We start from the raw sequence: 20,161 nt of genomic DNA on the forward strand, positions 1-20,161 counted from the left end.
CCCGCGCTTGACATCACCTCGGCAGCGCGAGAAGCGCCGCCGATACGGCCGGGTGGCTGACATGGCAGGGGCCGGGCCGGAATCTCCGTGCCGATCGGGGCAGGTTCCTTATGTGGTGATTCCCGTTCATGACTCGAATCCGGTGCGGCGCACGCCCTGGGTGACCTACGCGCTGATCGTGGCCAACGTGATCGTGTTCCTGCGCACACCCGTGGCCGTGTCCTCGATCGCGGGCGACAGCGGCCTCGCGCAACTGTGCCATCTGCAGGCTTTCCTCGAGCAGTGGGGCGCCGTACCGCGGGAGCTGATCCACAACCGGGTGCCGGACCTGGTCCCGACCGGGACCCCCGCGGTGGGCCCCCAGGGGCCGGGTTGCCTGCTCGGACCGCCCCCTTACGACAAGGCGCCTCCGCTGTCCGTGCTGACCTCGATGTTCCTGCACGGCAGCTGGCTGCACCTGCTGGGCAACATGCTCTTCTTGTGGATCTTCGGTGACAACATCGAGGACCGGTTGGGGCGGGTGCGGTACCTGCTGTTCTACCTGTTCTGCGGGTACGTGGCCGGGTACGGCTTCGCACTGGCCAACCCCGATTCCGCCGAACCGCTGGTCGGGGCGTCCGGGGCAATCGCCGGCGTGCTGGGCGCCTACCTGGTGCTCTACCCGCGGGTTCGGGTGTGGGGCCTGGTGCCCTTCCTGTTCTTCTTCCCTCTGCGGCTCCCCGCCTGGGCGGTGCTGGGACTGTGGTTCGTCCTGCAGGCGTTCTACTCGGCCGGCTACGGCGTCGCGGAGGTCGGCACCGTTGCCTATCTCGCCCATGTGGTCGGTTTCGTGGCCGGGGCGTTGCTGGCGCTTCCGCTGCGGGCCAATACGCCGCCCCCGTCCGAACCGCTGCGGCTGCACAAAGGGCCGCAGGTACCACCGCGTTGGTGAGTTGGGCCTCGTTCGATCGAGTTCGTCGGCCAGTCGGCGCGGGCCGCCCTGACGGGCCACGGTCTTGCCGTCCGGCAGGGCGCAGCGTGCCGAACCCCGTCCGGTTCACAGCTGATTGATCCATCCCACGAACAGCACCGCCCCCGCTGCGGCCAACAGGAGGGCGAGCGGCCTGCTCCACCAGTGGGACCTCGATCCGGTGGACGGTTCCTGATCGTCGGAACCGAGTACGACCAGGCCACGCAGTAGCCATACGGCAGCGACGAGAATCGGCACGGCCAGCGCCGCGTGTGCCGCCCAGGCACCCGCCAGGGTGGGGCCGCCCCAGGAGTTCTGGTAGTCGTGCGCATCCAACAGCGGGTAGAGAGCGCCATTTACGGCCGCCTGTGTGCTGATCAGGATGATGAACCAGGCGAGGAGCCCCAGCCCCGTCCCGAGGAGGGCCGTCGGCGCGTCGGCGAGGCGCCCCCTCGATACTGCGCGCATGAACCGGGTGGCCGACACCGGCAGCAAGGTGATCCCCCGCCAGACCCACGATCGGCCGGGCCTGCCCAGGGTCGTCGCCACGAACGAACCGGCGGAACGGCGAAGTGACTGCTGCGTGATCTCCATGCTTCCACGATCACAGTCGTTGCCGGCCGGATCGATCCTGCCTGCACGAACGTCGCGGTGGGGTTTTCCCCCGTAGACAAAGGAAGCCTCGATCAACTCGCGTTGATTCAGGAATGAGAAGCTGTGCCCGAACCGGCGTACTGAAGGTGGAGGGGAACCAACCCGCGAAGCCTTTCCATACCGGAGGTACCTCACCCGTGACCGCCACCAGAACAGCCCCGCCCCGGGCTGACCATCGCGACGCGGACGATCCGCAGGGTTGGCAGTTCAACTCACCCCTCGTCCTGACCATGGTGCTGCTCCTGGTGGTTGTGCTGCAGGGGCCGGTCCGCCGGGCGTTGTCCGCGCCGGTGATGCAGAGCTGGATGACCGTGTTCGTCGCGGTGGTCGTCCAGGCCCTGCCCTTCCTCGTACTCGGCGTGCTGCTGTCGGCGATCATCGCGGTGTTCGTCCCACCGTCGTTCTTTGCCCGCGCGCTGCCGAAACAGCCCGCCCTCGCGGTGCCGGTCGCCGGGATGGCCGGGGCGGTCCTCCCCGGCTGCGAGTGCGCCTCCGTGCCGGTGGCCGGGGCGCTGGTGCGCCGCGGCGTCACCCCCGCGGCGGCGTTGGCGTTCCTGCTGTCCGCCCCGGCGATCAACCCGATCGTGCTGACCGCCACCGCCGTCGCGTTTCCCCGCGACCCGCAGATGGTCCTCGCGCGGTTCGTGGCGAGCCTGCTCGTGGCGTGCACGATGGGCTGGTTGTGGCAGCGGCTGGGCCGCAGCGACTGGCTGCGCCCACCGGCCCACCCTTCGTTCGACGGCCTCGGCAAGGGGGCGGCGTTCTGGGGATCCGTACGGCACGACGTGATGCACGCCGGCGGCTTCCTCGTCGTCGGCGCGATGGCCGCGGCCACCCTCAAGGCCGTCGTGCCGGCAGGCTGGCTGCACACCGCGGCCAACAACCCTGTGGTGTCGATCCTCACCCTGGCGATCCTCGCGGTGGTGTTGTCGATCTGCTCCGAGGCCGACGCGTTCGTGGCCACGTCCCTGACCCAGTTCTCGCTCACCGCCCGGCTGGCATTCCTCGTCGTCGGACCGATGATCGACCTGAAGCTCTTCGCCATGCAGGCCGCCACGTTCGGCCGCGGGTTCGCGCTGCGGTTCGCCCCCGCCACCTTCACCCTGGCCGTCCTCATGTCGGTCCTGGTCGGGGCGGTCCTGCTGTGAACCGGCAGGCGCAAGCAGCCGTACTGTTCCTCGTCGGCGCGGCGGTGCTGCACGCCGGCTTCACGGACCTCTACCTGCGCTACGTCAAGGCCGGGTTTCGCCCGTTGCTGCTCATGGCCGGCATCGTCCTGATCGTCGCCGCCGTCGCCACCGTCTGGTACGAACTGCGACGGCCGCGCGCGACCGAGGAGAACCCGCCCGGGCGTGAGCACCACGACCGTCGCGGCCACGCCCACCGCGAACCACGCATATCCTGGCTCCTCGTCCTGCCCGTGCTCGCTCTCATCCTGGTCGCCCCACCCGCACTCGGCTCCTACAGCGCCCTGCGCGCCGGCACGGCCCTGCAACAACCCTGGGGCTTCCCCACCCTCCCCGCCGGCGACCCTCTCCGGCTCAGCGTCGTCGATTACGCCGGCCGCGCGGTCTACGACCACGGACACTCACTCGGCGACCGGCGGATCAAAATCACCGGCTTCATCACCCTCGACGGCAGCGGCGCACCCTACCTCGTCCGCATGAGCCTCAACTGCTGCGCTGCCGACGCCCAACCCGTCAAGATCGGCCTGTCCGGACGGATTCCTCCCGCCCCCGCTCTGCGACCCGACACCTGGCTCGAAGTCATCGGCACCTACACCGGCAAACAGACCAGGGACCCCGTCAACGACGGCATCATCCCGTTCATCGACGTCAGCCGGGCCAGACCGGTCCCGGCCCCACCCAACCAGTACGAAAACTGAAGGGGTTGAGCGCGTCATCGGCCGTGGCCGGGCATGGTGAAGGGCTGGTCCGACAGGCCACCGTGCAAGGCTTCCCACTCCCGAGCCGGCGCCTCTACGGCGGTCGGCTCCACCGTCTCGCTGAGCGTCTGGGGGTCACGTCATGCGGCGGGCCCAGCCGTTGTCATCGGTGTAGACCGCGCCGGGGTTGCCCGGCGACGTCCTGGCCTGGGTGGTCCAATAGGACTCGAGATAGCCGTTGTTCGTGCCGTCGGTCCGGTATTCGAAGCGCCACAGCTGGCCTTTGTCGCCTATGGAATTCCAGCGGATCTGCCGGACCGCGTCGGCCATGGCGTTGTCGAACCGCCAGTACGTGGTCGCCGCCTGGGCTTGCGACAGGGGCGCGGACGTCCAGAGCAGGGTGCCACTCAACGCGGCGAGGAGAGCCCCCCGCCCACGCGACCGCGAGTACCCGATCGTGTCTTCACCTACGTTCACCTTCCTTTCCTGGTAGGAGCGGTGATCAGCATAAGCACTGTCAGTTTGATATTCAAACCTACTGGTCTCCCTTTTTCACACCATCACCAGAGGCGAGCCGCGTTCCTTGATCCTTCTCGGTGGCAACGGCGGAGGCGGAGAGGAGCGTCGCAGCAGCAAGGCTGCCCCAGAGGGCGGCCGAGCCGTGGGGTGCGAGAGCCGTGATGACCGCCGGGGAGACGGCGAGGCCGAAGCCCGTGGAGAGCTCGAAGCGGGCGAGGGTGCGTCCCAGGACATGGGCCGGGGCGAGGGCGGTGACGAGCGCGGTGGCGCTGCCGGCATAGATGATCTCGCCGATAGTGCAGACCACGGACACCGTGGCGACGGCCGGGGCACCCCAGCCGCGTCCCAGCGAGGTGGCCGCGAGGAAGCCGAGGTAGGACGCTGCGAGCACCACGCCGGCGAGAGCCAGCACGGTCCGCCGGGAGAAGCGGGACATCAGGACGGTGACCGGAACCTGCAGGGTGACCACCAGCACCGTGTTGGCCACGAAGATGGCTGCCGACCACACCGGGGATGCGTGCAACTGTGTCAACAGGACCAGAGGGAGCGCGATTTCGGGGACGTTGAGGCAGAAGACGTAGACCACGTTGGCGGCCAGCAGCGCGCGCATCCGGGGTGCGGGCCCGTCGGCCCTGTCCATGGCCGGAGCAGCGGCCGGCTGCGCGTGCAGGTGGACCGACCACGCCAAGGCCGCCGCAGTGAGATAGGCGAGCCCGGTGACGGCTGCCAACGCCTGCAGTGCGGTGGTGCCGCCCGCCAGGCATGCGGTGGCGAGGAGCGCGCCCGCGCCCAGGCCGGCGTTGCGCAGGGCGCGGCCTCCCGCGAGAGCGATGTCGCGTTCCCGGCCGTGGGCGACCGTGGCCACGAGAGCTGCGTGGGCGGCCGGCCATGCCTGGTTGCCGATGCCGAGGAAGAGCGCCGCCGTCGCGAACAGCCGGACGTGCCCCGCCGGGGTGGCCAACAGCAGCGCCACGCCCAGCACCCGTACCAGCATCGACGCTGCCACGACCGTGCTGCGTGCGCCCCGGTCCAGCCATCGGCCCACCGCGGGCATGCACACCAGACCCACGACGACGCCGACCGTCATGGCGATGCCGGTGGCCGGCGCGGACAGCCTCAGCACCGTCACCCCGTAGAGCAGCAGAAAGGGCCGCAGCAGGCCGGTGCCGAGCGCGTCCACGGCCAGGGCGACGGCATAGCGGGGGCCTCCGGAGGCACGGACGAGGGCGCGGGGCTGGATCCTGGTGATGGTTGACATGGCGTCAACGGTGCGTTCGGCCGCAGGGCCGGCTACGTCGGTTGACGGACACCGTCAACCGACGCCGTGACCGGCCATCCGGTCAGGGATGCTGAGGGGATGACGTTGAGGATCGACATCAGCGGCCTGCCGTCCGAGCGACTGCGGTTCGCCGCCTCCCCGCTGGCCGAGCTGACCGCGATGCTGCACGTGCTGGCCGAACCCGGGCATCATCCGCAGCTCGCCGGATGGGCCGGGGATGTCTGGGCCGGGCTGCGGCCGGAGCTGGCCGAGCGGTTGCGGGAGGCGGAGTTCCTCTGGCGTTCCTCACAAGCCGACTTCCTGATCCCCGCCCGACCTCGGCCGACCCTCGCCGAGGAGTTGGACGAAGTGGACCGGATCGACGACGAAACGTATGTGACCGCCGCGCTCGTCACCACGTGCGGCAGCAACCGGGTCCACTTTGCCGCGCCGTCGCCGCTCACCGACGCGACTGCGCGCGAGCGGGCCCTGGACCTGGCACAGGCCCGCGGCACGCTGCAAGAGGCCTTCGCGGAACGGCTGCTTGCGGACCCGGCCGCTGTGCGGGCGCGGGTGCGCCACACCCTCGAACAGTGCGCCGAGGCCTTCTTCGACGCCGCCTGGGCGGGCGTCGCCGTGCAGCTCGCCACCGACCTGCGCCTGAAGAACGACCTGCTGAAGCGCCAGGGCATCGGAGCGGCACTCGCATCGGTCTCCGACGCAGTCACCCTGGCACCGGACGGCGACTGCATCATCGTGGACAAGCTGCAGGACAAGGCGACCGCCGCCCACGGCACCGGGGTCACCTTCATCCCCAGTGTCTTCGGCAGCCCGCACCTGGTGGCGGTCCACGCGCCCGGATGGCGGCCGGTGGTGCAGTACCCCGTGGCCGAGCCGAGTCCATCAGAGCCGGTATCGCTGGAAACGGTCGGACTACGGCTGGAGGCACTCTCACATCCGGTACGCCTGCGGCTGCTGCGCACCCTGGCCCGCGGCCCGCACACCACCGCTGAGCTGGCCCACGTCTGGGAACTTTCACCCCCGGAGGTCTCCCGTCACCTCGCTGTCCTGCGCCGCGCGGGCCTGCTCACGGCCCGGCGGGACGGTCGTTATGTCCGTTACACCCTCAATCTGCCCGATCTGACGGCGCTGGGCGCCGACCTGCTGGCGGCCGTACTGCGCTGAGTGGCTTCGGTCTGCCAGAACGCGGGCGACCGGCACCTTCGCAGCATCGTCCGACTCGGCAGACCGCCAAGCAGTACCGGCGCGACCGCCTGCTGCCCTCGGGCAGCCCGGCAGCGCACTGGTTGCACCGCCGGACGTTCCTCGGTGAACGCGCGAATCCCCCGAGCGGTCAAGGCCCGTGGCCACTTTCCCAGCGACCGGGGCCGGAGCGGGTGCGGCAGACGAGTCGGGCTGTAGGCCGGGGAGAGCTACCGCAACGCTATGACCTGTGCAAACACGCAGGGAGGGCGCTTCTGTGGCTACCTTGATGGCCACGTGAGGAGACCGCCCCCGCCCCGGAGCGGAGCGGCCCGGACGGGGGCTTCGTCGTTCTCAGGGTTCAGACGGTCTGCTCGATGCGCTCGAAGATGTCCGAGTCCGTCTCCTGCTGCCAGGTCGGCAGGTCGGCCCAGTCGGCGACGTATCCGGGTTTCGGGTCCTCGAAATGCTTCAACATCTGGGCGGTCCAGCAGATCGCGACGAAGCGGCCCTTCTGCTCGCGGGTGAGCCGTGTGGCGTGCCCTTCGCTGATCCTGATGAAGTCGCGCACCTGTCCGCATACGGCGGCGGCAGCCTCGCGCTCCCACTCGGGCGTCTCGTCCCACGGAGTGACGTAGCCGGGCTTCGGCTCACCGGGGTAGTGCTTGTTCACACCGGCGATCCACGCCTCGCGGAAGATCCGACCGTCACTCATGCACGTGTCCCTCTCGTCATGCGGTGCGCGAAAGCGCCGCGATTCGGTGATCCAGATCCGAGACTCGACCATCGGACATGAGCGGAGCAAGACGCCCTCGAAGTCCGTCCAGCTTCTTGCAGATGAATCCCGAGTTCGACCGGTCGGCCAGGCCAAGCACTGCCTCCGCGTACTGCGCGACCTGATCGACGTCACCCCGGTGGGCTCCGAGGACGGCAAGGTCGCTCAGTACGGCGGCGCGACGGCGCAGGGACAGCGGTTGGGCGAGGGCTGCGGTAAGGGCATCTTCCGCGAGGTCGGGACGGCCGAGCTGGAGGTAGCAGGCCCCTCGTTCCTCGTGGAGGCGGGAACCGTCGAAGCGGAGCCAGCCGCCGTTGTGGGAGTGGTCGTCGAGGGAGTGCACCTTCTCGGCTTCGTCGAGGGCCCGAGCGCAGCCGTCGATGTCGCCCATGGCCGCGCACACCTGGGCCTGGACGGCGGCAACCCAGTGGCGGGTGGACAGTGCGCTGTCGCCCCGCCGGGCGATCCGGGAGGCCACCGCCAGCAGAGGCTGGGCAGCGGGCGCGCGGCGCGCGTAGAGCTCGACGTAGGCGTGGCGGGTCATGGCACAGGCCCAGAGGTCGTGGTCACCACCAACATGGGCAGCGTTGGCAGCCAGCGTGTAGCACTGGGCGGCGTCGGTGTACCGGTTGGCGTCGAAGGAGAGTTCGCCGGCGAGCTGGTAGAGGTTGGCCGTCATCGTGCACAGCCGAGCCCGGTCCGCTGCGGTACGCGCCTCGGCCAGGCCCTTCGTCAGGACGTCGAGCTGCTTGCGGACCACCGGGAAGACGGTCGGCTTGGAGTCCGAGAGGGTGAAGACCTGCCACAGGCTGCGGTGCAGCTCCTCCCCTGTCTCCAGGAGCGCCGCCACTCTATGTCCTCGGGGGGCCTCGTCCGAACCGGGCAGGGTGACCAGCGCGCCCGTAACGGCGAGCAGGCCCAGGACATCGCGGCGCTTCATATCGTCATCATCACCGTGGAGGAGGGATGGGGTGTCAGGAAGCACGGCGGTTTCGGCCGGCTGTTCTTCGAAGAGAAGCCCTTCCAGCTCGGAGAGGGTGGCTCCTAACAGGCTGGCGATCTTGGGCCGTTGGTGCGGTTGTGGGGTGGCACGGCCACTTTCCCAACGGACCACGGTGGACGCGGCCACCATAAGCGCTTCCGCGAATTCCTCCTGAGAGTAACCCTTTGCCACCCGCCGCTCGGCAAAGCGCGTACGCCTTAAAGCCATTGGACTCCCCTCACGAAGAGCACCTTCCTCACTCGCTACACCCGATGCCCGGAAAACGCCTGGGCAATGCGCGGGGTCCGCTCTGGGAGACGGTAACGGATCGTCGTTCACTGGTCACACGCCGCTCGGAGGTTGAAGGACCCTTCGGGCGGCTCCCCTGAGGCAGCGGGCCGCGCGCTCCGTCCCGTCCAGGCTGCGGCCGGCTGCTGCCCCATCAGAGAGGAGCGACCGCGTGACGACCTCCGAACTGCCCCGCAGGAACCCTGGCGCCAGCGGCCGTACGTACACGCCGCCGGAGCCCCAACCGGGTGCGCCGAGCCGGGCTCTGCGGGTACGGGCGGCCAGCGGATGGGAGAAGTTCATGCGCCGCAGCGAGACGCGGCAGGAGACGGAGACGTGAACCCGGTCGGGCCCGACGGCTACGAGCAGCACCCGCTCCTGAACACGAACGTCCGCGACGTCGCCTCGCGCGGGGAGGGCGTTCTCGTCGCCGTCACGCACGAGCTCCACAGCCACGGCACTGTCCGGGTCGCGCACATCCGGCCCGAGAGTGGCGTCGAGTGGACGACCGCGGCCGACAACATCCAGGCGGCCCGCCTCTGAGGCGGAGTCCACGGATCGCCGTCCGCACGGTACCGGCGCGGGCGGAGAGCAGTGCCGGATCCCTCCCCCACCCCCAGCTCACGGAGGGCCAGGAGGAGAACAGCCAGCTCTGCCCCCGTAGGGGCAGACGTTCAAGCCCCGCTCGCCCCTTTCAGGCCATTGCCTGCGGGGACGTCCCGCGTCTGGGTGAGCGGCTTCCTGCACCACTCCACTTTCAACCCAAGGAGTCCCATGACCGCCTCCCTCGCACTCCCCGCTCCCACGCGACCGTGGGGTGCGGGCCGACTCGTGCCCTACCCGACGACCATCCGCCGGCCCCACGCCACGGTCGTCATCGACCCCACGACGCAACTCGGGGTGTTCCGCGACCGCGCCGGCCAGGTCGTCGAGATGGGCAAGCACGGCACCAGCTCCGGAACCGAGACCTCCACGACGACGAACTCGGACTCCAAGAACGATCAGGGTCACGATCAGGACAGCAGCCAGGACTGATGACCATGACCGAGGAGAGGCCGGTTCTGGTGGCCACCGAGGCGGACGACATCACCGCCGACATGGTGATCACCGAGCTCAACCGGCGCGATGTGCCGGTGGTCCGGTTCAACCTCGCCGACATCGGCGAGGGCCTCACGGTCTCGGCTCGGTTCGGCACCTGCCCGGCCCCTGTGGTCGGGCAGGTGCGCACCCCGTCGAGAACCGCCGACCTGACCCGCGTCCGATCGGTGTACTGGCGCCGCCCGGAGTGGCCGTCGTTCCCCCACCTGTCCCCGGACGACTCCCGTTTCGCGGCGGCGCAGGTCCGCTACGGGCTCGGGGGCACGCTCTACGCCTTGGACGGCCCGCTCTGGGTCAACCACCCGTTACGCATCGCCGCGGCCGACTACAAACCCGCTCAGCTCGCCCTCGCCCAGCAGCTCGGCTTCGCCGTCCCGCCCACCCTCGTCACCAACGACCCCGCCGAGGCACGCGGGTTCATCCGCACTCAAGGAGACGCGATCTTCAAGACGCTGCGGTGGACCCCGTACACGCGCGACGGCGTGCCGGTGACCGGTTGGGCCGACCCCGTCACCGCCGACGAGATCGACGACAGCGTTCGCATCACCCCGCACCTGTTCCAGGCCCGCGTGGACAAGGTCGCCGACCTCCGCGTCCTGATCGTGGGCCGGCACACCTTCGCCGTACGTATCGACTCCGAACTGCTGGACTGGCGCAAGGACTACAGCATCCTGACGTACACCGTGGAACACCTCCCCGACAGCGTGGACAAGGCACTGCACGCCTACCTGGACCGCCTGGAGCTGGTATCGGGGAGCTTCGACCTTGCGGTGGACCGGGCGGGGGTCTACTGGTGGCTGGAGCTGAACCCCAACGGGCAGTGGGGGTGGCTGGAGAAGGAGACCGGCCTCCCGATGTCCGCCGCCTTCGCCGACCTACTCGTGCAAGGAGACCGCCGATGACCGACCCGGCATCCGAGCGGCGCCGCATGGCGGCCGTGCTCGCGAACAAGGGCGTCCTGAAGTCCCCCTGGCTGCGCGGTGCCGTTGAGACCGTGCCGCGCGAGCAGTTCCTCCATCCCGGAGTCTTCCTCGACGAGGGGCGGACCTGGCGGCCCGTCACTTCCCTTGGTACGGACCCGGACGAGTGGCTGAAGATCGCCTACAGCGTCGACACCCTCACCACTCAGCTCGACGGCCGCCTCACCGCCGACCAGACCGGCGAACCCGTCGCGGGCGTGCCCACGTCGTCCTCGACCGACCCGACCACCGTCGTCGGCATGATCGAGGCCCTGGACCTCAAGGCGGAACACCGCGTCCTGGAGATCGGCACGGGCACCGGATACTCCACGGCCCTGATGTGCCACTACCTCGGCGAGGACAACGTCACCACGGTGGAGGTCGACTCGCAGGTGGCGGCACGCGCCGATGCCGCCCTCGAAACCGTCGGCTACTCGACGTGGACGGTGATGGGCGACGGACTCCTCGGTCATCCGCATCGAGCGCCGTACGACCGGGTTATCGCCACCTGCGCGGTCCGTCGCATCCCGTACACGTGGGTCCGGCAGACGAAGCCCGGCGGCATCGTCCTCAGCACGGTCGGCTCCTGGCCCTGGGGTACCGGTCTCGTGAAGCTCACCGTCGGCGACGACGGCACCGCCGAGGGCGCGATCATCGGACGCTCCTCCTTCATGCAAGCGCGGGCCCAGGCGGTGACACCCTTGGCCGGCGACCTCTCCGCACGCACCGCCTACGCGGACAGTGACCGGCCCATGCTGGTACCCCCTCCCGTCCTGGAGGAGTGGATGCCTGCCTTCCTCGCACAGCTCGCCGCCCCCGGCGCGCAGTTCGTTCGCGCCGCACGCAGCAACGGCACGCCATTGCGTTACCTCTTCGCCCCTGAGCGGGAGTCGTTCGCCGAGTTCACCGCCGACGGCGAGAGCTGGACCGTCCGCCAAGGCGGCCCCGTGGCCCTCTGGGACGACATCGAAAGCGCCCTCGTCGCCTGGCAGGACAACGGCCGTCCAGGTATCGAGGCTGTGAGGCTCCGCGTCACCGACAGATCGCACCTCTACTGGATCGGCAGCAGCCCGTTGCTGCGCTGGGAGCATCGGCTCCCCTGAACCGCTACCCTCCGAGGAAGCCGCCTCCCAACTCGTAGGAAGCACGATGGACGACGAACCGCTGTCGCAGTGGGCCGAGCGTCGCGACGCGAAGATCGGACGGCTCCGCGCCGTTCCCCTTGGCGGCGACACGGGTCCGCGGGGGTCGCATCTGAACCCTGACACGCCCCGAGCGATCCAGCGATGGAACGGGCACACGTGGGAGCCGTACGGCTTCGCGGCGAATCTCGCGGAGGCGAAACGCGTCCTTTTCCCCAGCACCGAAGTTGCCCCCGCCTCGGGCCCGGCGCCGAAGCTCGGCCCTGGGACCGGCAGGCGCCGGAAGCCTCAGGCGCCGCGATAGCCCTGGCGAGGGGCTTCAACCCCACGCGGTCTCGTTCGATCCGGTGTGGACCGGGGTCCAGCGAGGCCCGCCAGTACACGAAGAAAGGCCTCTGACCTGCGTTTCTACTGGTCAAAAGCCCTAGGAGGCAGACGAGTCGGGCTGTACGCCGGGTTCTGTCGCCCGGTCGCCTCGCGGCGGCCGGGGAGACGGCCATCCATCTAGGACCGGCGTTGCCGCCGGTCTCGTGCGGTCTACCCGCGGACTCGGGCGGGCAGCCCTCGAACGTCCGCGCAGGGCCACTTTTTACGGCGGCCCCTCTTGACCTTGCTCCAGGTGGGGTTTACCTAGCCGCCTGAGTCACCTCAGGCGCTGGTGGTCTCTTACACCACCGTTTCACCCTTACCGAGGACCGAGGTCCTCGGCGGTCTGTTTTCTGTGGCACTGTCCCGCGGGTCACCCCGGGTGGGCGTTACCCACCACCTTGCCCTGTGGAGCCCGGACGTTCCTCGGGAAGATCCAGAAGATCTTCACGCGGCCGTCCGCCCGGCTCGTCTGCCGTGTCAGCCATGTTACCTGGCGGGTGCGGGGACGAAGCCCGCGGAGCCGGTGGCCCAGGCCGCCGCGAGGTCGGCGCCCGGCGGGAAGCGGCCGTTCAGTTCGAGGATGGTCATGCCGTGGGCGAAGGCCCAGGCCGCGCGGGCGGTGTCCGCGTCGCCGCCGACCGCGCGGATGAGGGGTGCCGCGGCACGGTCCTCCACGCCCACGGGCAGGGCCTCGCGGGCGAGCGGGCGGTCGGTGGCGAGGCGGTAGAGGTGCGGGTGGGCCAGGGCGTAGGCGCGGTAGGCGGTGGCCAGGGCCTGGAAGGAGCCGGGGGTCGCGGCCTCCGCGGCCTCGAGGACCTCGGCGCTCTCGCGGAGGGCTTCGGCGATCAGGGCGGTCTCGACCGAGGACTTGTCCGGGAAGTGCTTGTAGAGGGACGGAGCCTTGATGCCGACCCGCTCGGCGAGGCGGCGCATGGTGAGGGCTTCCGGGCCTTCCTGCTCGAGCAGTTCGCGGGCCGCGGCGATGATCTGCTGCGCACGGGGGGAGTCAGGCACGCTGAAAGCCTTTCCTGGTTCGGAGTCCTTAGCCGAAGGCGCGATCGTACGAGGTGCGGGCGAGCCGGCCGCACAGACCCGCGAGGACCGGCGCCCGGACGATCGGCACGCCGATGACCCGAAAGCGCTCGTCACCGCGCTCACGCGAGCGCGAACAGCACCTTCGCCGTCCCCGGGTCGGCCTGCGTGAGCCGGGCCCGTACACGCTCCCCCAGCGGAAGCCTCTCGCCGCCGCCGTCGATCCTGGCCACCACCGCCGGGTCCGCCAGATGGATCGTCCCGACGGCCGGCTCGTGCTCCTTCACATCCACCACGAAGGCGTCGAAGATCTCGCCGACCCGCTCCCTCAGCAGCGCCGCCTCGACGAGGTCGACGCACTCCCGCTCCACCGTGTTGGCGCGTCGGGAGCCCTCCGCCATCTCCTGCGGCAGCTTGTCCAGCGCCGCCGTCACCCACTCCGGGGGCGCCTGCCCGGCCACCGCCGCCACGCACAGCTCGCCCGCGTACCGGTCGACCAGCCGCCGCAGCGGCGCGGTGCAGTGCGTGTACTCGTCGGCCACGGCGGCGTGGACCGCGGGCGAGGGCAGCTCGCCGCCCGAGAAGGCGGCGTAGCCCGCACCGCGCAGCAGCGTCGTGCACTCCTGGAGGAAGGCGGCATGGCGGGCGTTGTGCGGGTCGAGGGAGCGCACCACTTCGGCGTACGAGACATGGTGCGGCCAGTCGATGCCCAGGGCCTTCGCGCAGCGGCGCAGCCTCGCCACCGCGCCGCCCGGGGCGGTGGGCAGGGTGCGCAGGATGCCGGTGCCCGACGCCGTCATGAGGTCGGCCGCGGCCATCCCGGTGAGCAGGGAGATCTGGGCGTTCCAGGCGTCGGCCGGGAGCGGGGCGCGGTATTCGAGGAAGTACGCGCCGTCCCGCTCGACGACCTCCTGCTCCGGGACGTTCAGCGAGATGCCGCCGCGCTCGCGCTCCAGCGCCTCGCGCAGCAGCCCGATGTCCTTGAGCAGCCCCAACGGCTCCTCGGCGGTGCCCGCGTCGATCTGCCGCTGCACATCCTCGTAGTCGAGCCTGGCCCGGCTGCGTACGAGCGCGCGGCGCACCTCGGTCGTGACGGTACGGCCCTCGGCGTCGAGGTCGATCCGCCAGAGCAGCGCCGGTGCGGTCCGGTCGGGCAGCAGACTGGCCGCGCCCTCGGAGAGCACGGCCGGGTGCAGGGGGACCTTCTCGTCCGGGAAGTAGAGGGTCTGCACCCGGCGGTGGGCCTCGGCGTCGATCGCGCCGCCGGGGGTGACGAAGGCGGCGACGTCGGCGATCGCGTAATGGACGCGGAAGCCGCCGTCGCGGCGGGAGGCGAGGTGCATCGCCTGGTCGAGGTCGACGGAGCCCGGCGGGTCGATGGTGAAGAACGGGATGTCGGTGGCGTCGTGGTCCGGCAGGCGCGGCGCTTTGGCGGCGGACTCCGCCTCGGCAAGGACTTCGGCCGGGAAGCCCTCGGGCACGTCGAGCGTGGTACGCAGCTCACGCAGTGCGGCCCGCAGCGGAGCTTCGGCTGCGCCGGTCATGTGCATATGGCGGCGGGGCATGGACCGAGCGTATGGCGGGCGGAGTCGGACGGCACCCGGATGACCGTAGGCTGGCGCGGGGGCCGCACCCCCCGCCCCCGTACGTACGAAGGAGACCTGCCGTGCTCGTGCTGTTGCCGCCGTCGGAGGGTAAGGCCGCTTCCGGGCGCGGGGCTCCGCTGAAGCCGGAGTCGCTGTCGCTGCCGGGTCTTGCCGGGGCGCGCGCCGCGGTGCTGGACGAACTGGTCGAACTGTGCGCCGCCGACGAGGAGAAGGCGCGGGAGGTGCTCGGGCTGAGCGAGGGTCTGCGCGGCGAGATCGCGAAGAACGTGGAGCTGCGGACCGCGGGCACCCGGCCGGCCGGGGAGATCTACACGGGCGTGCTGTACGACGCGCTCGGTCTGGCGACGCTGGAGCCGGACGCGCGGCGGCGGGCCCGGCAGTCGCTGCTGGTGTTCTCGGGGCTGTGGGGCGCGGTGCGGGTCGGCGACCGGATTCCGTCGTACCGCTGCTCAATGGGCGTGAAGCTGCCGGGGCTCGGCGCGCTGGGGACGTACTGGCGCGGGCAGATGGCGTCCGTGCTGCCGGAGGCGGCGGGCAACGGGCTGGTGCTGGATCTGCGGTCCTCGGCGTACACGGCGGCATGGAAGCCGCAGGGCGAGGTGGCGGGGCGTACGGCGACGGTGCGGGTGCTGCACTCGCAGCTGGTCGACGGGGTCGAGAAGCGCTCGGTGGTCAGCCACTTCAACAAGGCGACGAAGGGCCGGCTGGTACGGGACCTGCTGATGACGGGCGCGAAGCCGGCGGGGCCGGGCGAGCTGGTGGAGACACTGCGGGATCTCGGGTACGTGGTGGAGGCGCAGGCACCGGCCAGGGCGGGGCGGGCGTGGGCGCTGGACGTGGTGGTCACCCAGATTCACTGATGCGTTGCACTGTGCGCAACGGTCGTTGCGGGGTGCGCAGTGGGACCGGCAGGATGGGGCGATGACCTCCGTGCTGGACCTCGCGCCTGTCGTACCCGTCGTCGTCATCGACGACGTCGCCGATGCCGTACCGCTCGCGCGGGCCCTGGTCGCCGGGGGTCTGCCTGCGATCGAGGTGACACTGCGGACACCGGCCGCGCTCGACGCGATCCGCTCGATCGCGGACGGGGTGCCGGAGGCGGTGGTCGGCGCTGGCACGGTGATCTCGTCGGACGGTGTGGACGCGGCGGTGGCGGCCGGAGCGCGGTTCCTGGTCAGCCCCGGGTGGACGGAACGGCTGCTGGACGCGATGAAGGCGTCGGGCGTGCCGTTCCTGCCCGGTGTCTCGACGACCTCGGAGGTCGTGGCGCTGCTGGAGCGCTCGGTGAGCGAGATGAAGTTCTTCCCGGCGGAGGCGGCCGGCGGCACGCCGTATCTCAAGTCCCTCGCCGGGCCGCTTCCGCAGGCCCGCTTCTGCCCGACGGGCGGGATCTCGTCCGCATTGGCACCGTCGTATCTGGCGCTGCGGAACGTGGGGTGTGTGGGCGGTACGTGGATGCTGCCCGCCGACGCGATCGCTGCCAAGGACTGGGCACGGGTCGAGAACCTGGCGGCCTCAGCGGCCGCGCTGCGCGGCTGAGTTCAGCCGAGGTCCACGTCGACGAGGTCCACGTCCAGGCGGTCCACGTCCACGAAGTCCACGTCGACGAAGTCGGCCAGCGGTCGGTAACCGAGTCGCTGGTAGAGGGCGTTGCTGGTGGGGTTGGCCTGGTCCGCGAAGAGCAGGACCTGTTCCGCACCCGCCTCGAGCGCGGCGCGGCTGACGGCGGCGGTGACCGCGCCGGCGTATCCGCGTCCGCGGAGCCCGGCCGGGGTGTAGACGGGCGAGACCCGGGACTGTCCCCCGACGAGCGGCGAGCGGGCGGCCATGGAGACCGGCTGTCCGTCGTCGGTCTCCCAGAAATACAGGCATCCGTCGGCAACGCGGCGCGAGATGTTCTGCGTGTAGTCCGCGTCGGACGTCTCACCTACGTCGGCGGCGAACCTCTTCATCCAGGCGGCGGCGGCCGGGATGTCGTCGGCGGTGGCCTGCCGGGCGCGGCCGGGCGGCGGGGACTGCTGCGGCGTCAGCACACCGAGCCGGAAGAGCCGCAGCCGCGTGACGGCGGTCCAGCCGCCTCCGCCCGTCCACTCGTCGGCGAAGGCCTGTGTGCTGCCGTCCCCGCCTTTCACGCCACTGAGCGGTACCCCTGCCGCGCGCAACTTCCGCGCCAGCGCACGGGCGAGGGGTTCCCGCATCGGGCCGAGCAGTGGCGGCCGCGGCGGCGTCTGCAGGAACGCGGCGTCCACGGGTGCGTCGTCGTCCTCCCGCCACCACCCGAACCGAGCGGGTTCCGCGTCCTCGTACGCGTGCGGTCCGTGCCGCCGCACCGTCTCGCTCACGGTGAGCAGCGCGGTGCAGAGGGCGGAGTCCCGCGCCAGGCAGTCGCCGGCGGCGCGGCGGAACTCCTCGACGTCCTCGGTCAGATACCAGGTCATCGCGTCAGCGCAGGTGAGACGTGTCGTTGAGCAGGCGCAGCGACGCGGTTCCGTCCGAGTAGTACGCCACCACCGAGATCGACGCCGCCGAGAGCTCCATCCGGAACAAGGACTCCGGCGGAGCGCCCAGGGCCAGCCGGACGAAGGTTTTGACCGGGGCGACGTGCGTGACCAGCAGCACCGTGCGGCCCGCGTAGCGCGCGAGCAGCTTGTCGCGGGTTGCCGCGACGCGGCGGGCCACCGTCGCGAAGCTCTCGCCGCCGCCCGAGGGGGTCGCCTTCGGCGAGGCCAGCCAGGCTGTCAGATCGTCGCCGTACCGCTCCTGCACCTCCGCGAACGTCAGGCCCTCCCACGCGCCGAAGTCCGCCTCGCGCAGACCCTCCTCGATACGGACATCGAGGTTCAGGCGGGCCGCGACCGCCTCCGCGGTCTCGCGACAGCGCTTCAGCGGGGAGCTGACGATCTCCTCGATCGTGCCGCGCGCCGCGAGCGCGGCCGCGACCGCGTCGGCCTGGCGCAGGCCCACCGGAGACAGTGAGGGGTCGGTGCCGCCGCTGCCCGAGAAACGCTTCTCGGGGGTGAGAGGCGTCTCGCCGTGGCGCAGGAGGACAAAGGTGGCCGGGGCGCCGAGGTCGGCGGGGCCCCAGCCGACCGGCGGGGCCGTCGGCGCGGCTTCGCTGCTCGCGGTCGCTCCGGCCCCGCCGGAAGACTCCGCGCGACCCGAACCCGAGAGCCCGGCTCCGCCGGAGGACTCCGCACGGCCCGCACCAGCCGACCCGGACCCGACGGAAGACTCCGCGCGACCCGAACCCGAGAGCCCGGCCCCGACGGAAGACTCCGCACGGCCCGCACCAGCCGACCCGCCGCCCGCCAGCGCCGCCCTCGCCTTCGCCGCGCCGGCGGCCGCGTCGCCCACCACTCGCGCCGCTTCCGCGTCCCGCGCGTCAAGCGTGTCCAGGGCCGCCGTGGAGCGCGACGGCTCCCACTGCTTGCCCTTTTTGCCCGCGTCCATCGCCTCATTGGCGAGCCGGTCCGCGTGCTTGTTCTTCTCGCGCGGGATCCACTCGTACGTCACCTGGCCGGACGGCAGGATCCGCGCGGCCTCTGCCGCCAGCGGCTTCATGTCCGGGTGCTTGATCTTCCAGCGGCCCGACATCTGCTCGACGACCAGCTTGGAGTCCATCCGGACCCGGACCGAGGCCCCGGGGTCGAGGGCCTTCGCGGCCTTCAGCCCCGCGATCAGGCCCTTGTACTCGGCGACGTTGTTCGTCGCCACACCGATGTACTCGGCCACCTCGGCCAGGGGCTCGCCCGACTTCGGGTCGAGCACGACCGCGCCGTAGCCGGCCGGGCCCGGATTCCCCCGGGAGCCGCCGTCGGCCTCGACGACGAACTCCCGCATTACAGGCCCGACTCTGCGGTGCGGACCAGGATGCGGCGGCAGTTCTCGCAGCGCAGCACGGTGTCCGGCGACGCCGCCTTGACCTCGTTCACCTCGGTGATGTTGAGCTCCAACTGGCAGCCCTCGCAACGGCGCTGGTAGAGGCGGGCCGCGCCCACCCCGCCCTGCTGGACGCGCAGCTTCTCGTACAGCTTCAGCAGATCGGCCGGTACGGAACCTCCCACGACCTCGCGCTCCTTGGTGACCGAGGCGACCTCGCGGTCGATCTCCTCCTGCGCGGCGTCCCGGCGCGCGGTCGCGTCGTCGACCTTGGCCTGGACGGCGGAAACCCGCTCGGTCAGCTCGGAGACACGTTCCTGCGCGGACTCACGGCGCTCCATGATCTCGAGGACGACGTCCTCCAGGTCACCCTGGCGCTTGGCGAGCGAGACGATCTCGCGCTGCAGGTTCTCCAGGTCCTTGGGCGAGGTGACCGCGCCCGAGTCGAGGCGCTGCTGGTCGCGTACGGCGCGCTGGCGCACCTGGTCGACGTCCTGCTCCGCCTTGGTCTGCTCGCGGGCGGTGTCGCTCTCCTCGGTCTGCGCGGCGACCAGCAGGTCGCGCAGCTGCGTGAGGTCCTTGTTGAGCGACTCGATCTCGGCGTGCTCGGGCAGCGACTTGGTCTTGTGGGCGAGCTGCGACAGTCGTACGTCGAGGGCCTGGACGTCGAGGAGTCGGATCTGGTCGGCGGGCGCGGCGTTCAGTTGGGGGCTCCAGGAGAAGAGTGGTGGGCGGACCAGGGGTCGGTGACCGTGTGCGAGACGTGGACCCTGAGGCCCCAGCCGTGCCGGTCGGAAATCTCGTCGAGCTGTGCGGCGGCCTGCTCGCACCAGGGCCATTCGGTGGCCCAGTGGGCGGCGTCGACCAGCCCGAGGGGCGAGTGCTGCGTGGCTTCGGAGGCCGGGTGGTGGCGCAGGTCGGCGGTGAGGAACGCATCCACACCCGCGGCCCGCACCTGGTCGAAGAGGCTGTCGCCGGAGCCGCCGCTGACCGCGACGGTACGGACCAGTGCGTCCGGATCGCCGGCGACGCGGATGCCCTGCGCGGTGGGCGGCAGTCGCTTCGCCGCGCGGGCGGCGAACTCGCGCAGTGTCTCGGGATGGTCGAGCTCGCAGATCCGGCCGAGGCCGCGGTGACCGCTCGGATCCGTGGCGTCCGGCACCAGAGGGCGTACGACCCGGAGGTCGAGCGCGCCCGCGAGGGCGTCGGAGACCCCGGGGTCGGCGGTGTCCGCGTTGGTGTGCGCGACATGCAGGGCGATGTCGTGCTTGATCAGCGTGTGCACGACGCGGCCCTTGAAGGTGGAGGCCGCGACCGTCGTCGTACCGCGCACATAGAGCGGGTGGTGCGCGACGATCAGCTGGGCGCCGAGCTCGATCGCCTCGTCGGCGATCTCCTGCACCGGGTCCACGGCGAACAGGACCCGGCTGACCTGGGCTTCCGGTTCCCCGCAGACCGTGCCGACGGCGTCCCACTCTGCGGCCCGCTCGGGGGGCCACAGGGCGTCGAGCGCGGTGAGGACTTCAGACAGACGGGGCACGAGAACAGGTTACCCGCGCTCG

The 20,161-nt window shown here is 70.9% G+C and carries 23 protein-coding genes, 1 other RNA gene and 1 pseudogene; 12 read left to right on the top strand and 13 right to left on the bottom strand.

What is annotated here, in order from left to right; all coding sequences use genetic code 11:
• The first annotated feature begins 112 nt into the window (after nt 1-112).
• Complete coding sequence (locus ACFWDI_RS09770; protein ID WP_385302545.1) at nt 113-931, top strand: rhomboid family intramembrane serine protease; 819 nt, start codon at nt 113-115, stop codon at nt 929-931.
• Between the two features lie 105 nt (nt 932-1,036).
• Here the strand turns inward: ACFWDI_RS09770 and ACFWDI_RS09775 are convergent, their stop codons facing one another.
• Nucleotides 1,037-1,543, bottom strand: coding sequence for a hypothetical protein (locus ACFWDI_RS09775; RefSeq protein ID WP_385302547.1), 507 nt, complete (start codon nt 1,541-1,543; stop codon nt 1,037-1,039).
• 197 nt (nt 1,544-1,740) lie between these two features.
• Between ACFWDI_RS09775 and ACFWDI_RS09780 the strand changes: the two genes are divergently transcribed.
• Together ACFWDI_RS09780 and ACFWDI_RS09785 are read left to right on the top strand one after the other, a co-directional pair.
• Nucleotides 1,741-2,751 carry a permease gene (locus tag ACFWDI_RS09780; RefSeq protein WP_385302549.1) on the top strand — a complete coding sequence of 337 codons (1,011 nt, stop codon included), beginning with the start codon at nt 1,741-1,743 and terminating at the stop codon, nt 2,749-2,751.
• On the top strand, nt 2,748-3,488 hold the full coding sequence (locus ACFWDI_RS09785) for a TIGR03943 family putative permease subunit (RefSeq protein WP_385302551.1): 741 nt from the start codon (nt 2,748-2,750) through the stop codon (nt 3,486-3,488). Before ACFWDI_RS09780 ends, ACFWDI_RS09785 begins: the two co-directional genes overlap by 4 nt.
• 135 nt (nt 3,489-3,623) lie before the next feature.
• Here ACFWDI_RS09785 and ACFWDI_RS09790 read toward each other — a convergent pair whose 3' ends face one another.
• Nucleotides 3,624-3,965 (bottom strand): hypothetical protein, encoded by a 342-nt coding sequence (locus ACFWDI_RS09790; RefSeq protein ID WP_385302553.1) that lies wholly within the window; start codon nt 3,963-3,965, stop codon nt 3,624-3,626.
• 58 nt (nt 3,966-4,023) lie between these two features.
• On the bottom strand, nt 4,024-5,265 hold the full coding sequence (locus tag ACFWDI_RS09795; protein ID WP_385302555.1) for an MFS transporter: 1,242 nt from the start codon (nt 5,263-5,265) through the stop codon (nt 4,024-4,026).
• Between the two features lie 99 nt (nt 5,266-5,364).
• Here ACFWDI_RS09795 and ACFWDI_RS09800 point away from each other — a divergent pair, with 99 nt between their 5' ends.
• Entirely contained in the window at nt 5,365-6,450 is a 1,086-nt protein-coding gene (locus tag ACFWDI_RS09800; RefSeq protein ID WP_385302556.1) for a DUF5937 family protein, read from the top strand.
• A 379-nt stretch (nt 6,451-6,829) separates the two neighbouring features.
• Here ACFWDI_RS09800 and ACFWDI_RS09805 read toward each other — a convergent pair whose 3' ends face one another.
• The 3 genes and pseudogenes from ACFWDI_RS09805 to ACFWDI_RS09815 all read right to left on the bottom strand — a co-directional run.
• A complete protein-coding gene (locus ACFWDI_RS09805) occupies nt 6,830-7,183 on the bottom strand; it encodes a hypothetical protein (protein WP_385302558.1) in 354 nt (117 codons plus the stop codon).
• A gap of 16 nt (nt 7,184-7,199) precedes the next feature.
• Nucleotides 7,200-8,183, bottom strand: coding sequence for a hypothetical protein (locus tag ACFWDI_RS09810; protein ID WP_385302885.1), 984 nt, complete (start codon nt 8,181-8,183; stop codon nt 7,200-7,202).
• A gap of 141 nt (nt 8,184-8,324) precedes the next feature.
• Nucleotides 8,325-8,453: pseudogene (locus tag ACFWDI_RS09815) on the bottom strand (helix-turn-helix domain-containing protein); the annotation flags it as partial.
• Nucleotides 8,454-8,685: 232 nt separating this feature from the next.
• Between ACFWDI_RS09815 and ACFWDI_RS09820 the strand changes: the two are divergent.
• The 6 genes from ACFWDI_RS09820 (at nt 8,686) to ACFWDI_RS09845 (ending at nt 12,016) form a co-directional block, all read left to right on the top strand.
• On the top strand, nt 8,686-8,853 hold the full coding sequence (locus ACFWDI_RS09820; RefSeq protein WP_385302561.1) for a hypothetical protein: 168 nt from the start codon (nt 8,686-8,688) through the stop codon (nt 8,851-8,853).
• Nucleotides 8,850-9,056, top strand: coding sequence for a hypothetical protein (locus ACFWDI_RS09825; RefSeq protein WP_385302563.1), 207 nt, complete (start codon nt 8,850-8,852; stop codon nt 9,054-9,056). The genes ACFWDI_RS09820 and ACFWDI_RS09825 overlap by 4 nt, the downstream gene beginning before the upstream one ends.
• A gap of 231 nt (nt 9,057-9,287) precedes the next feature.
• Nucleotides 9,288-9,548 carry a putative ATP-grasp-modified RiPP gene (gene tgmA / locus ACFWDI_RS09830; RefSeq protein ID WP_385302565.1) on the top strand — a complete coding sequence of 87 codons (261 nt, stop codon included), beginning with the start codon at nt 9,288-9,290 and terminating at the stop codon, nt 9,546-9,548.
• A gap of 5 nt (nt 9,549-9,553) precedes the next feature.
• Complete coding sequence (tgmB, locus tag ACFWDI_RS09835; protein WP_385302568.1) at nt 9,554-10,513, top strand: ATP-grasp ribosomal peptide maturase; 960 nt, start codon at nt 9,554-9,556, stop codon at nt 10,511-10,513.
• Nucleotides 10,510-11,673: an ATP-grasp peptide maturase system methyltransferase gene (tgmC, locus tag ACFWDI_RS09840; protein WP_385302571.1), complete on the top strand. Its 1,164-nt coding sequence runs from the start codon at nt 10,510-10,512 to the stop codon at nt 11,671-11,673. Before tgmB ends, tgmC begins: the two co-directional genes overlap by 4 nt.
• 46 nt (nt 11,674-11,719) lie before the next feature.
• Nucleotides 11,720-12,016, top strand: a complete 297-nt coding sequence (locus ACFWDI_RS09845; RefSeq protein WP_385302572.1) for a DUF6087 family protein — start codon at nt 11,720-11,722, stop codon at nt 12,014-12,016.
• Between the two features lie 128 nt (nt 12,017-12,144).
• On the opposite strand, the gene rnpB is transcribed toward ACFWDI_RS09845, so the two are convergent.
• The 3 genes from rnpB to ACFWDI_RS09860 all read right to left on the bottom strand — a co-directional run bounded on the left by rnpB (nt 12,145) and on the right by ACFWDI_RS09860 (nt 14,678).
• An RNA gene (gene rnpB / locus ACFWDI_RS09850) (RNase P RNA component class A) lies at nt 12,145-12,549 on the bottom strand.
• Nucleotides 12,550-12,567: 18 nt separating this feature from the next.
• Nucleotides 12,568-13,095: a TetR/AcrR family transcriptional regulator gene (locus ACFWDI_RS09855; protein ID WP_385302575.1), complete on the bottom strand. Its 528-nt coding sequence runs from the start codon at nt 13,093-13,095 to the stop codon at nt 12,568-12,570.
• 140 nt (nt 13,096-13,235) lie between these two features.
• Complete coding sequence (locus tag ACFWDI_RS09860) at nt 13,236-14,678, bottom strand: RNB domain-containing ribonuclease (protein WP_385302577.1); 1,443 nt, start codon at nt 14,676-14,678, stop codon at nt 13,236-13,238.
• Between the two features lie 101 nt (nt 14,679-14,779).
• On the opposite strand from ACFWDI_RS09860, the gene yaaA reads away from it, so the two are divergent.
• Together yaaA and eda are read left to right on the top strand one after the other, a co-directional pair.
• Nucleotides 14,780-15,580 carry a peroxide stress protein YaaA gene (yaaA, locus tag ACFWDI_RS09865; protein ID WP_385302578.1) on the top strand — a complete coding sequence of 267 codons (801 nt, stop codon included), beginning with the start codon at nt 14,780-14,782 and terminating at the stop codon, nt 15,578-15,580.
• A 61-nt stretch (nt 15,581-15,641) separates the two neighbouring features.
• Nucleotides 15,642-16,259, top strand: coding sequence for a bifunctional 4-hydroxy-2-oxoglutarate aldolase/2-dehydro-3-deoxy-phosphogluconate aldolase (eda, locus tag ACFWDI_RS09870; RefSeq protein ID WP_385302580.1), 618 nt, complete (start codon nt 15,642-15,644; stop codon nt 16,257-16,259).
• A 2-nt stretch (nt 16,260-16,261) separates the two neighbouring features.
• Here the strand turns inward: eda and ACFWDI_RS09875 are convergent, their stop codons facing one another.
• Genes ACFWDI_RS09875 through ACFWDI_RS09890 form a run of 4 tightly spaced genes read right to left on the bottom strand, consistent with a single transcriptional unit; the run spans nt 16,262 to nt 20,139 of the window.
• Entirely contained in the window at nt 16,262-17,158 is an 897-nt protein-coding gene (locus tag ACFWDI_RS09875) for a GNAT family N-acetyltransferase (RefSeq protein WP_385302581.1), read from the bottom strand.
• Between the two features lie 4 nt (nt 17,159-17,162).
• On the bottom strand, nt 17,163-18,560 hold the full coding sequence (locus ACFWDI_RS09880) for a bifunctional RNase H/acid phosphatase (RefSeq protein WP_385302583.1): 1,398 nt from the start codon (nt 18,558-18,560) through the stop codon (nt 17,163-17,165).
• Nucleotides 18,560-19,303 (bottom strand): zinc ribbon domain-containing protein, encoded by a 744-nt coding sequence (locus tag ACFWDI_RS09885; RefSeq protein ID WP_385302886.1) that lies wholly within the window; start codon nt 19,301-19,303, stop codon nt 18,560-18,562. Before ACFWDI_RS09885 ends, ACFWDI_RS09880 begins: the two co-directional genes overlap by 1 nt.
• Complete coding sequence (locus ACFWDI_RS09890) at nt 19,300-20,139, bottom strand: Nif3-like dinuclear metal center hexameric protein (RefSeq protein WP_385302585.1); 840 nt, start codon at nt 20,137-20,139, stop codon at nt 19,300-19,302. Before ACFWDI_RS09890 ends, ACFWDI_RS09885 begins: the two co-directional genes overlap by 4 nt.
• Nucleotides 20,140-20,161 lie beyond the last annotated feature (22 nt).

The sequence above is a fragment of the Streptomyces sp. NPDC060064 genome (assembly GCF_042736455.1).
GTDB lineage: Bacteria > Actinomycetota > Actinomycetes > Streptomycetales > Streptomycetaceae > Streptomyces.